Source organism: Streptomyces anandii JCM 4720 (genome assembly GCF_014650655.1).
Classification (GTDB): domain Bacteria; phylum Actinomycetota; class Actinomycetes; order Streptomycetales; family Streptomycetaceae; genus Streptomyces; species Streptomyces anandii.
Map to the genome: position 1 here is coordinate 173,921 of NZ_BMVJ01000005.1, position 11,807 is coordinate 185,727.

General features: G+C 71.0%; 12 protein-coding genes and 1 pseudogene. 7 read left to right on the plus strand and 6 right to left on the minus strand.

The genetic code is table 11. The annotated features are described in order from the left end of the window. Positions 1-445: carbohydrate-binding protein (locus IE249_RS36980; RefSeq protein WP_373304372.1), on the plus strand; the 445-nt coding region annotated here is incomplete at its 5' end. Positions 446-586: 141 nt separating this feature from the next. On the opposite strand, the gene IE249_RS11635 is transcribed toward IE249_RS36980, so the two are convergent. From IE249_RS11635 to IE249_RS11645, 3 genes are read right to left on the minus strand one after another with little or no spacing between them, the layout of a single operon-like run. Then, entirely contained in the window at positions 587-916 is a 330-nt protein-coding gene (locus tag IE249_RS11635) for a hypothetical protein (RefSeq protein WP_189704708.1), read from the minus strand. 29 nt (positions 917-945) lie between these two features. After that, positions 946-1,515 (minus strand): GNAT family N-acetyltransferase, encoded by a 570-nt coding sequence (locus IE249_RS11640; RefSeq protein ID WP_189704709.1) that lies wholly within the window; start codon positions 1,513-1,515, stop codon positions 946-948. Positions 1,516-1,546: 31 nt separating this feature from the next. Then, complete coding sequence (locus IE249_RS11645; protein WP_189704710.1) at positions 1,547-2,005, minus strand: DoxX family protein; 459 nt, start codon at positions 2,003-2,005, stop codon at positions 1,547-1,549. 418 nt (positions 2,006-2,423) lie between these two features. Between IE249_RS11645 and IE249_RS11650 the strand changes: the two genes are divergently transcribed. Further along, positions 2,424-3,152: a lytic polysaccharide monooxygenase gene (locus IE249_RS11650; RefSeq protein ID WP_189704711.1), complete on the plus strand. Its 729-nt coding sequence runs from the start codon at positions 2,424-2,426 to the stop codon at positions 3,150-3,152. Positions 3,153-3,474: 322 nt separating this feature from the next. Here IE249_RS11650 and IE249_RS11655 read toward each other — a convergent pair whose 3' ends face one another. Next, entirely contained in the window at positions 3,475-4,131 is a 657-nt protein-coding gene (locus tag IE249_RS11655) for a TetR/AcrR family transcriptional regulator C-terminal domain-containing protein (protein WP_189704712.1), read from the minus strand. Between the two features lie 71 nt (positions 4,132-4,202). Here IE249_RS11655 and IE249_RS11660 point away from each other — a divergent pair, with 71 nt between their 5' ends. The 3 genes from IE249_RS11660 to IE249_RS11665 all read left to right on the plus strand — a co-directional run bounded on the left by IE249_RS11660 (position 4,203) and on the right by IE249_RS11665 (position 8,865). Beyond that, on the plus strand, positions 4,203-5,591 hold the full coding sequence (locus tag IE249_RS11660) for an FAD-dependent monooxygenase (protein ID WP_189704713.1): 1,389 nt from the start codon (positions 4,203-4,205) through the stop codon (positions 5,589-5,591). Continuing rightward, the gene (locus IE249_RS39735; RefSeq protein WP_268249690.1) at positions 5,588-5,713 is read left to right on the plus strand and encodes a hypothetical protein; all 126 of its coding nucleotides are present in this window, start codon (positions 5,588-5,590) and stop codon (positions 5,711-5,713) included. Before IE249_RS11660 ends, IE249_RS39735 begins: the two co-directional genes overlap by 4 nt. A 308-nt stretch (positions 5,714-6,021) precedes the next feature. Continuing rightward, on the plus strand, positions 6,022-8,865 hold the full coding sequence (locus IE249_RS11665; protein WP_189704714.1) for a lectin: 2,844 nt from the start codon (positions 6,022-6,024) through the stop codon (positions 8,863-8,865). Between the two features lie 109 nt (positions 8,866-8,974). Here the strand turns inward: IE249_RS11665 and IE249_RS11670 are convergent, their stop codons facing one another. Continuing rightward, entirely contained in the window at positions 8,975-9,601 is a 627-nt protein-coding gene (locus IE249_RS11670) for a TOPRIM nucleotidyl transferase/hydrolase domain-containing protein (RefSeq protein ID WP_189704715.1), read from the minus strand. 136 nt (positions 9,602-9,737) lie between these two features. Next, on the minus strand, positions 9,738-9,941 hold the full coding sequence (locus IE249_RS11675; RefSeq protein ID WP_031013754.1) for a cold-shock protein: 204 nt from the start codon (positions 9,939-9,941) through the stop codon (positions 9,738-9,740). A gap of 216 nt (positions 9,942-10,157) precedes the next feature. On the opposite strand from IE249_RS11675, the gene IE249_RS11680 reads away from it, so the two are divergent. After that, positions 10,158-11,000: an SMP-30/gluconolactonase/LRE family protein gene (locus tag IE249_RS11680; RefSeq protein WP_189704716.1), complete on the plus strand. Its 843-nt coding sequence runs from the start codon at positions 10,158-10,160 to the stop codon at positions 10,998-11,000. Continuing rightward, positions 10,997-11,807: pseudogene (locus IE249_RS36985) on the plus strand (glucose-6-phosphate dehydrogenase); the annotation flags it as partial. The gene IE249_RS11680 and the pseudogene IE249_RS36985, both read left to right, overlap by 4 nt.

Genomic DNA, 11,807 nt, shown 5'->3' on the forward strand with positions numbered 1-11,807 from the left:
GGCCGCGGCGACCGTGACCGCCGGCCAGTCCACCACCACCACGGTCAAGACGGCGGTGACGACGGGCCAGGCGCAGAAGGTCGACCTCAGCGTCAGCGGCGCGCCGGCCGGCGTCACCGCGTCCCTCAGCCCCGCCTCGGTCACTGCGGGCGGCACCTCGACACTCACCCTGGGCACCACCTCCGCCGCGGTCTCGGGCACCTACACCATCACCGTCACCGGCTCCGGCACCGCCGGCAGCCACTCGGCGACGTATGCCCTGACCATCACCGGCGGCAACGGCAACCAGTGCACCGCCGCGCCCTGGGCCAAGGACAAGGTCTACACCGGCGGCCAGCAGGTCTCCCACAACGGCCACAACTGGAAGGCCAAGTGGTGGACCCTGGGCGAGGAGCCCGGCACCACCGGACAGTGGGGCGTCTGGCAGGACCTCGGCGCGTGCTGACCCTCCAGCACCGTGGTCCCGTGAACCCTTAGTCCAGTGGCCACCCGGCGAACACCCCCGCCGGGTGGCCACTGCTGGAGACCTTCAACGGCTGAAGTCGATCGACCTCCAACCGCCCTGACCGCAGCCGTTGAAGATCTCTCAGAACAGCATCAACAGCACCTCGATCACCCAGAGAGCTGCCGGGATGCCGAAGACAACGCCCCAGAAACCGGTGACCATGAACGCGGCCAGGGCGATTCCCAGCCAGGCCACGCGGGTCGGCGCGAGCACACGCGAGGGCTCCTCGGGGTCGTATCGAATCTCGTCCCGGCGTCCTCGCAGTGCAGGGTGCGCCGTGACCTCCTGGCCGTCGAGCGTGCGGAAGCGGACGATGTGGCTGATGCCCTCGTTGGCGTGGTCGAATTCAAACCTCGCCCGTACGGTGACGCCTCGCCGCCACATCACCCACCGCGTGTCCAGCTCGGCCATGCCTACCCACATGCGCAGCAACGCGACGCTCAGCGGCAACGGCAGCCAGCCGAAGAACCCCAGTGCGGGCCTTCGGCCAGGAGGCGGTACACCACGCTTCGGCGCAGGGGACCCTCCGGGAGGGCCGGGTCGTCGAAGTCGTCGGAGGGGTCGCGGGTCATGCCGAGGCGGTGCATCACCGCCTGGGAGCGGAGGTTGCCGGCGGCTGTGATCGCGAGGATCTCGGGCAGGGCGAGGTGCTCGAAGCCGTAGGCCAGCACGGCACGGGCGGCCTCGGTGGCGTAACCGTGTCCCCACGCCGGCCGGGCCAGGCGCCAGCCGGCCTCGACTCCCGTGAAGGGCATGTCATCGTCCACCGGGTCCAGCCCGGTGAACCCGATGAACTGGCCGGTCTCCTTGACCTCGACCGCCCACCATCCCCAGCCCCGCCGCTCGAGTTCGGTCTGGAAGCGGGCCGCGGACGCCTCGCTCCGCTCCCGTGTGAGCACGTCGGGGAAGTACTCACGGACCTGAGGATCGGCGTTCATCGCCGCCCAGGGGCCGAGGTCGGACTCCCGCCAACCGCGGAGCACAAGACGATCGGTACGCAACTCAGGCATCACGCCAGCCTAGCGCCGGGCAGGCGCGTGCTCACGTCGACGACGGACTGTCCGTGGGCAACGGCGCCGCCGGGACCGGTCGTCCGCCGTCCCGCCGCCGGGTGTGCACGAGGGACGCCACGGCCCAGCGACCGGAGCCGAAGGCGACGATGAGCAGGAAGGACCAGCAGAACATCGCGGCCGGCTCACCGCCGTTCTGTATGGGCAGGACCGCGTGCCGCTGGTGCACGTCGAAGTAGGCGTACGCCATGGACCCGGAGCACACGGCGGCCGCGGCACGAGTCCCGAGGCCGCACAGAACCAGTGCGCCGCCCACCAGTTGGATGGCGGCCGCCCACCAGCCGGGCCACTCGGCGAAACCGGGAGCGCTTCCGTGCGGGCCGCCGAGCACGCCGAACAGGGTGGCGGCTCCGTGGCAGGCGAACAGCAGCCCTGTGACGATCCGGAAGAGTCCGAGCACGTGCTCTCTGCTTCTCTTCAGCGATTCCATCGGTGGGGTTCCTCTCTCGCGTTCGTCGTTGTAGCCACGCCCGCCGACTTTGTCCAGACCAATCGCGGGCGGTAGTACGAAGACGGGGGGTGGGGGAGGGTCGCGTGGGTGCGGAATATGAAGTCCGGTGCAGCGAACGGTAGTTGCTGCGCCCCACCCCCTTGACCGTACTCGAAACGCGGCTATGGTCTAGACCTAGCGTCGCAAGGTCTAGACCGATATGGCCGAGGGTCGGCGAGGCCGGTACCGGCACTCCGCCCGCCAGGCGCACCGCGCCTCAGCACACCGCGCCTCAGCACACCGCGCCTCAGCGCACCGGGTCGTCAGCGTGCGTGCCCCACATGCTCCGCGTACGGCCCACTCGCCCCACCGGGCCGCCGGGGACGGTTCCCACAGACACCGAAGGAAGTGGCTTGGTATGAAGTCCAAGAGACGGGCCGCCGTTGCCATCGGCGCGCTGGTCGCTCCCCTGCTCGCCATCAGCCTTCCGGCGAGCTCGGCCAGTGCCCACGGCTGGGTGACCTCGCCCGGCAGCCGGCAGGACCAGTGCGCCAAGGGCATCGTCGACTGCGGCGCGATCAGGTACGAGCCGCAGAGCGTCGAAGGCCCGAAGGGCCTGCACAGTTGCAGCGGCGGGAACGCGCAGTTCGCCGAGCTCGACGACGACAGCAAGCCCTGGCAGGTCACGCCGGTCGGCACCTCGTACACGTTCACCTGGCACTTCACGGCACGGCACGCCACCGCCGACTGGCAGTACTTCATCGGCGACCAGAAGATCGCCGAGTTCGACGGCCACGGCGCGCAGCCCCCCGCGGACCTCAGCCAGCAGGTCGACTTCGGCGACTTCACGGGCCGTCAGAAGGTGCTGGCCATCTGGAACGTCGCGGACACCGCCAACGCCTTCTACTCCTGCGTCGACGTCAACATCGGCGGCACCGGAGGCGGTGGTGGTGGCGGCAACGGTGGTGGCGGTGGCGGCACGCCCGGCGCCTGCACCGCGCCGGCCTGGGCCGCCGACAAGGTGTACACCGGCGGCAACACCGTCTCCTACGGCGGTCACACCTGGCGCGCCAAATGGTGGGTGACGGGTGAACAGCCCGGCAGTACCGGCCAGTGGGGCGCCTGGGAGGACCTCGGAGCCTGCTGACGCGGAGGCCCGGCGCCGCGCGGAGAGGGAAACCCCTCGCCCTCGGCGCAGTGCCTGACAGCCTCACCGCGGTCTTCCGACAGTCATGCGTCGGCGCCGTTCCACCCATGAGCCGCGCCGTCCGCACACCGGCGGGCGCCCGCCGCTCCCCCCACCGCACTGTGACCCGGCGGCGGTGCGCCCACATGCACGAGGTGAAAGGAAACCCCCCGCCCCATGGACATACGAAGAGGTGGAGATCACCCGCATCATCTGAACCGCCCGACGGTGTAGCCGGGCTGGTCGGCCGGTGTTTCAGCCGGCCGGTCGGCCGGGCTGTCGATCAGCCGGTCCCGTACCGGGTGCCGATGCCGGCGACTACGACCGCCAGCCCCTCCTCGAACTGGCGGTCGTAGTCGTCGAAGAGGAGTTCACCGGCCGCCGCCGCGAGCGGGAAGCCGGCCATGCGGCGGGCGCGTTCACCGAGGTCGACCCGCTCCCGGACCTCCCCGTCCCCGTGGAGGGGCCGCATGCCCTGTTCCTCGATGACGAAGCCGATGGTGAACGAGTTCGCCGTCCGGCCCGCGTCCACGGCCTGCGCGAGGGTGAAGCCGGCGTCCGTCAGCAGCCGCAGGTTCGCCTCCAGGGCGGGGGCGTGGTCGATGCCGGTGAAGCGGGTGCCGCTGAAGACCCTTGCGCCGTCCCGGTAGCCGAGCAGCGCGGTCCGCAGCCCGCGGTTCGCCTTCAGCAGCCGCTCCTGCCAGGTGTCGGCGGGATCGGGTTCGGTGCCGGTGAGCATCCGCCGGTACATCTCGCTCGCCATCTCGTCCAGCAGCGCCTGCTTGTCCTTGAAGTGCCAATACAAGGCGGGCGCCTTGACGTCCAGCTCCTTGGCGATGGCGCGGAGGGTCAAGCCGTCGAGGCCCACCTCGTTCAGCAGCCGCAGTGCCGTGTCCGCGACCCGGTGGCGGTCCAGGGGCGCGCGTCGCTCCGTACTCACGCTTGACAGCTTAACGGCGATAAGGGCACTCTCGGAACCGACGCCACTTAACAATGTTAAGGAGATTTGCGATGGATATACTGATCGTGGGCGCCGGCCCGACCGGCCTGGCCCTCGGGATCGACCTCGCGCGGCGCGGGGTGGAGGCGCTGGTGGTGGAGCGGGCGGACGCGCTGTTCCCCGGCTCGCGCGGCAAGGGGATCCAGCCCCGCACCCAGGAGGTCTTCGACGACCTCGGTGTACTGGACGCGATCCGCGCGGCGGGCGGCCCGTACCCGGCGCGGATGATCTGGAAGGACGGTCAACGGCTCGGCGAGCAGCCGATGTTCGACCCCGTCGAGGCGGACGCGGGCATGCCGTACACCGATCCGCTGATGGTCGCCCAGGGGCGCACCCAGGAAGTGCTGTACGCCCGCCTCGTCGAGCTCGGCGGGCGGGTCCTCTTCGGCCGCGAGGTGACGACCGTCGAGCAGGACGCGACCGGGGCCACCGCACGCTGCGCCGACGGTGCGGTCCTCCGCTCCCGCTACCTGGTCGCCGCCGACGGGGGACGCTCGGCCGTGCGGCGCGCGGTGGGCGTCGGCATGAGCGGGCAGGCGGTCGACCCGGCGCCGTTCCTGGTGGCGGACGTCCGCCTGCGGGGTCTGGACCGGGACTACTGGCACACCTTCCTCAAGGACGACGGCAGCGGCGTCGCCCTGTGCCCGCTGGCCGGCACCGAGGACTTCCAGCTCCAGGCACGCCTCTTTGAGGACGCCGAGCCCGACCTGACCCTGGGCGGCATCCGCGAACTGGTCGCCGCGTACACGCACTTGGACGCGGAGGACGTCACGGAGCTCCGCTGGGCCTCCGACTTCCGTCCCCGGACGGGCCTGGCGGACCGCTTCCGGGTGGGCCGCGTGTTCCTCGCGGGCGACGCGGCGCACATCCACTCACCGGCCGGCGGCCAAGGTCTCAACACCAGCATTCAGGACGCCTACAACCTGGGCTGGAAGCTGGGCGCCGTACTGCGCGGCGGCGCACCGGCGGCGCTGCTCGACACCTATGAGGAGGAACGCCGCGCGAACGCCGCGGCCATGCTGGACCTGTCGACCGGAGTGCACCGCGGCGAGGTGCGGCGCGGGAAGGCGACCGTGCAACTCGACCTCGGCTACCGCGAGTCGTCCCTGACCGAGGAGACCCGGACCGCCCCGCCCGCCCTGCGGGCGGGTGACCGCGCACCCGACGGCACGGTCGACGGCGTACGCCTCTTCGGTACCTTCCGCGGCCCGCACTGGACCCTGGTGGGCGCCCCCGCACCGTCCACCGCCCCCACCCTGCCCACCGTCCCGACCGCCCCCGCCTCCTACGGCCCGGGCATCTTCCTGATCCGCCCCGACGGCTACATCGGCTGGGCCGGCGACACGACGGAGGGCCTGGCGGAGTACGCGACACGCACGGGTGCCTTCATGACGACGTGACCAGAGCGCGTAAGGTCTCGAACGGCCCGGCGGGGGTCATCGACGGGCAGACGGTGGCGTCCACACTCGTGTCGGTCGCCGCCGTGCTCGAACCGCTGGCGGTCGCCGCCCTCTTGCGGTGAGCCCGGGCGCAACGTGGTCACTGCGCCCGGGCGGCTCCTTGACGTGAGCACGCTCACTCGCTACGTTGCGCCTGTGCTCCGTATCGGAGTGTTCGAAGGTCCCACGGCAGGCGGCGGTTCGAGTACTTCGGTCGATCTGAGACAACGTTGTCGAGGCAAGGCCACGGCTTTTGATAAGGCGTCAGCGGCCTCCTGACAACGTTGCCGTCACCTGCTCGAAGACATCCGAGCCGCCGAGTCGTCGCCGCTGCCCGCGCGACTCGGCGTGCTTCCGACGGCATCCTTCACCCCCCGCAGGAGGCAGACCGATGTTCCCGATTCCGTCCGTCGGTGGCCGGCGCGGCCCGCGCAGACGCCCGCCGCGCAGTCACCGGACGCGCTCCGTGCTGGTCGCCGGCGCCGGTGCCGCGCTTCTGGGCGCCTACGCCTTACCCGCCCCCGCCGCCTGGGCGTCCCCGGTGCCCGGAATGTCCACGCGCCTGGTGTCGTCCCCCGCGGATCTGGTCAATCCCTTCATCGGCACGTCCAACGACGCCAACGACTTCCCCGGCGCGGACGTTCCGTCCGGCATGGTGCAGTGGAGCCCCGACACCTCCTCCCGGCCGCCCGGCGGCGGCTACGAGTACAAGGACTCCTCCATCTCGGGGTTCAGCCTCACCCACATCGCCGGGCCGGGATGCGGAGCCGCCGGTGACATACCGGTGCTGCCCACGGTGGGAGCCGTCGACAACGGCGCCACGGACTCCTTCGCGCACGCCGGCGAGTCGGCCACACCGGGATCGTACAAGGTCGCCCTCGACAACAAGGTGACCACCGAACTCACCACCACCACGCGCAGCGGCATGGCGCGCTTCACCTTCCCCGCCTCCACCCGGTCCAACCTGATCTTCAAGCTGACCGGCAGTCAGAACAGTGCGAGCGGCACCCGGTTCGACGTCGTCTCCAGCACCGAAGTGAGCGGCCAGGTCACCAGCGGGCGCTTCTGCGGCGCCGGAAACACCTACACCGTCTACTTCGACATGGTCTTCGACCACCCGTTCGCCTCCAGCGGCAGCGCACTCGCCCCCGCGGTGAGCCCACCCGAGCCGTCCGCCGGCCGCGCCGACAAGAACGCCCCCGAGAAGCCGAACAAGCCCCAACTGCACGGCACCATGCCCAAGTCGGCCCCGCACCACACCGCGACCCCCCACACCACGGCCCCGGCGGCCGCCGCCGCGTCGAACGCGCACGTCACCTTCGACACGACGGCGAACCCGGTCGTCCAGGCCAAGGTCGGCATCTCCTACGTCTCGGTGGCCAACGCGACGGCCAACCGCGCCGCGGAGAACCCCGGATGGGACTTCGACGGCATCCGCACCGCCGCCCACCAGGCCTGGGACACGGCACTCGGGAAGATCCGGATCGCCGGCGGCACCCATGACCAGCAGACCATCTTCTACACCGCGCTCTACCACTCCCTGCTGCACCCGAACGTCATCAGCGACACGAACGGCCAGTACGCCGGGTTCGACGGCAGGACGCACACCGTCGACGCCGGCCACCACGCCGCCTACGCCAACTACTCCGGCTGGGACATCTACCGCTCCCAGGCCCAGCTCGAGGCACTGGTCAGTCCGCAGACCGCCTCCGACACCGCCCAGTCGATGACGGACGACTACACCCAGACCGGCATCTTCCCCAAGTGGTCGGAGTACAACGGCGAGTCCTACGTCATGGTCGGCGACCCCGCGGCAGCCATCATCGCCGACTACCACGCCTTCGGCGCCCACGACTTCGACACCGCCAAGGCACTGTCCGGCCTGCTGAAACAGGCGAGCACCCCCAACAACGACCGGCCCGGCCTCAACTACCTGGACAACCCCGGCTACGAACCCCACGACGGCACCTACGGCTGCTGCAACTTCTACGGCCCCGTCGCCACCACACTCGAGTACGCCACCGCGGACTTCGCCCTCTCCGCCTTCGCCGGAGCCCTCGGCGACAGCGGGAGCCGGCAGACGTACGCCCGCCGCGCCCAGGACTGGCGCAACACGGTGCACCCCGCCTCCGGCTTCGTCCAGCCCCGCAACGCCGACGGTTCGTGGACCGGCGGCTTCGACCCCACCAGCGGCACCGACATGGTCGAGGCCGACTCGTGGATCTACTCCGGCATGGTCCCCTTCGACGTGGCCGGGCTCGCCACCGCCAAGGGCGGCGACAAGGCCATGAACGACTACCTCGACACCGTCCTGCGCAGCTACACCGGCGCCAACGGCTACGCCTGGGTCGGCAACGAGCCCAGCATCGAACTGCCCTGGGAGTACGACTACATCGGCGAGCCCTACAAGACACAGCGCACCGTGCGCTCGATACAGGACCAGATCTGGTCGAACAGCCCCGCCGGCCTGGCCGACGGCAACGACGACCTCGGCGCGATGAGCGCCTGGTACGTGTGGTCGGCGCTCGGCATCTACCCCATGACGCCCGGCACCTCCGACCTCGCCCTCGGCTCGCCCCTGTTCACCCAGGCCGTGATCACGCTGCCCTCCGGCAACACCCTCACGGTCAACGGCAACGGCGCCGCGGACAACGCCCCCTACGTGCAGTCCGCCACCTTCAACGGCTCGGCGTGGAACAACGCCTACGCGCCGACGACCGCCATCACCTCCGGAGGCACCCTCACCTACACCCTCGGCACCAGCCCGAACACGGACTGGGCGTCGGGCGCCGCGGCCGCACCGCCCTCCTACGACGGCGGCGCGGGCGCACCGCCCAAGCCGCGCGTGGGTCCCGTGAAGGCAGGGGTCGATTCGGCCCTGTGCGTCGACGACGACAACTCCGGCACCGCCGACCACACCGCGATCCGGCTGTGGAGCTGCAACGGCACCTATGCCCAGGACTGGTCGATCGCCTCGGACGGCAGCCTGCGCACCCTCGGCAAGTGCCTCGACGTCTCCAACAGCGGAACCACCAACGGCACCCTGGTGCAGCTCTACACGTGCAACGGCACCGGCGCCCAGAAGTGGCAGGCCGGCACGGACGGAAGCCTGAAGAACACCAACTCCGGCCTGTGCCTGGACGATCCCAACTCCTCGACCACGGAGGGTACCCGGCTGCAGATCTACACGTGCAACGGCACGGCGGCGCAGAAGTGGACACTGCCGCCCGCCTGATGCCCTGTGCCCGTGCGAGGGCTTGTGCTTCCGTCACCCCGGGGCACAAGCCCTCGCGCCGACAGACTCCTTGTGCCGACGGGGCCTTGCCCGGACGGGCCGACGATGGTCAGAGGCTGGAGAGCAGTCCGTCGAGCGGCGCCGGGACCCGGTCGGCATCGAGGGCCTCGACGAGCACCCGGCCGTAATGGATCTTGCGGCCCTTCTTCGTCCCGAGGAATCGCCTGAACTGCTGCTGCGGGACACGGTTTCGCTGCGCGGGCTGACGAAGGAAGGTGCGCAGGGCACGCGAGTCGCCCTCGTCCTGGACGAGTCGCTCCACCCGTGCCGCGCCCAACGCGCGGATGAGTTCGTCCTCCAGGTCCGCCGCGCAGACGTGGAAGCCCTGCTGCGGCGCACCGACGCGTGAGAAGGCGCGGGCGTAGTAGGGACGCTCCGCCTCGTCGCACAGGCCCGTCAGCCGCAGTCCCAGGCCGGGCGCGCCGAGGAGCCGGGCGTAGTGCCCGACGCTCATCGCACCGCCGATCGACAGGACGCAGACCCCTTCGGCAGCCAGGTCCCGGCCGCGTCGCCGTGCCAGCGCGTCGACCGCCGCCACGTCGCTCCGCCCCTCGAGCAGCACGGCCGTACGCACGGCCAGTCGCGTCGCGATGTCGTACGCGGGCGCACCGGGCCCGCCCGCGGCCCACGCGCCGACCGCCTCCCGGAACGCCGCCATGTCCGTCGCCTCCGCCATGAGGCGAGTCTCAGCCGGCCGGGGACGCGGCGCGAGGGATTTTCCGGCGGCCCGTGCGAAAAGCGGCCGCGAACAGCACGAACCGGGGCCCGCACCCTGCGGTGCGGACCCCGGTCGGCGGATATGCGTCCGGCGATCAGGCGGGGACGATGTTCTCCGCCTGCGGGCCCTTCTGGCCCTGCGTGACGTCGAAAGTGACCCGCTGGCCCTCCTGGAGCTCACGGAAGCCCTGCGTCGCGATGTTCGAGTAGTGGGCGAAGACGTCAGGGCCGCCGCCGTCCTGCTCGATGAAGCCGAAGCCCTTTTCGGAGTTGAACCACTTCACGGTTCCCTGTGCCACGATTGTCTCCTTCTGTAGGCAGAGGCCCCATCCGGAGAAGCCGGAAAAACAAAACATGCACCTGCAGGAGAAACAATCCCGGCAGGCGCACATAGGTTCATGGGTACCAAAACTGCAATACGGAAAGCCTAGCACAGCCGGCGCGAGACGGCCCGGGATGCGCGGGGCCACGGCCTTCGCGACCATGGGAACGCGGGCGTCAGGAAGGTGGCGACAGTGCGGGTCGAGCAGGTCACCGAACCGGTGGCGTACCACGGTGAGGGGCCGGTCTGGTCCGCGGTGTGGAGCGGCCTTCGATGGCTGGACATGCTGGCCGGAGACATCCTGTCGCTCGCCCCGGACGGAACCGTCGCGCGGCGGCATGTCGGCACGGTGGCCGCCGCGGTCCGGCCCCGGAGGGGAGGCGGCGCCGTGATGGGCCTCGAACGCGGCTTCGCCCTCGAGGACCCGGACGGCAGGGTCACCGCCCTGGAACCCCTGTGGGGCGCCGAGGACCGCGTCCGCATGAACGAGGGCGGATGCGATCCGGACGGACGGTTCTACTGCGGTTCGATGGCCTACGACGTCCGGCACGGAGCCGGAGCCCTCCACCGGCTGGACCCCGACGGCTCCACCACGACCGTCCTCGACTCGGTGACGATCTCCAACGGCCTCGAATGGAGCCCCGACGAGAGCCGCGCGTACTACGTGGACACCGCGACCGGCCGCATCGACGTGTTCGACTACGACCGCGAGGGCGGCCTGAGCGGACGCCGCGCCTTCGCCGCCGTGCCGGACGGCCCGGACGGGGTGACCGTCGACGCGGAGGGCGGGGTGTGGGTCGCCCAGTACGGCGGGGGCTCGGTGCGCCGGTACACGCCGGACGGCAGGCTGGACGAGGTGGTCGGACTTCCGGTCACCAAGGCGACGGCGTGCACCTTCGGCGGCCCCGGACTCGGCCGCCTCTTCATCACGACCTCGCGCGAGCACCTCGGCCCCGACGAGGAGCCGCAGGCAGGGGCGCTGTTCGCCTGCACGCCGGGGGTCACCGGAGTGGCGGCCAGGGAGTTCGCCGGATGACCGCCGCCGACCGCCCCGCGCCCCCGGAGCCCAGTGGGCAGGGGCAGACGCTGGTGGTCCTCGGCGCACGCGGCGACCTGACTGCGAGACTGCTCCTTCCCGGCCTCGGAGGTCTCGTCGCCGCGTCCGGGATGACCGATCTCCTCCTCGTCGGCAGCGACCGGGGTCAGTGGGGCGACGAGGAGTGGCGGGCGCTCGTGGCGCGGGCGTTCGCGGACGGCGGCGCGAGCGGCCCGGCCGTCGACACCGTCGTCCGCAACGCCCGCTACGTCGCCGCCGACGCCACCGACGACGGCGACCTGCGCCCCCTGCTGAACTGCCGCCGAGGCCGCCTCACCCTGTACTTCGCACTGCCGCCGGCGGTCACCGTCGAGGCGTGCCGGGCGCTGGCCCGGGTCGGACTGCCGCCCGGCACGCGCCTGGTGCTGGAGAAGCCCTTCGGCACCGACGCGGCCGGCGCCACCGCGCTGAACGAGTTGCTGCACCGCCTGGTCCCGGAGGACCATGTGCACCGCGTCGACCACTTCCTCGGCATGTCGACCGTCCTCAACATCCTGGGCGTCCGGTTCGCCAACCGCGTGATCGAACCGCTGCTCACGGCCGAGCACGTCGAGGCCGTCGACATCGTCTTCGACGAGACCCTCGGCCTCGAGGGCCGCGCCGGCTTCTACGACGTGACGGGCGCCCTGCGGGACATGATCCAGAGCCATCTGCTCCAGGTACTGGCGCTCGTGGCGATGCTCCCGCCGAGCACGCTGGACCAGCTCGACGTGCGGGACGCCAAGGCGCAGATCCTGAGGGCGACAC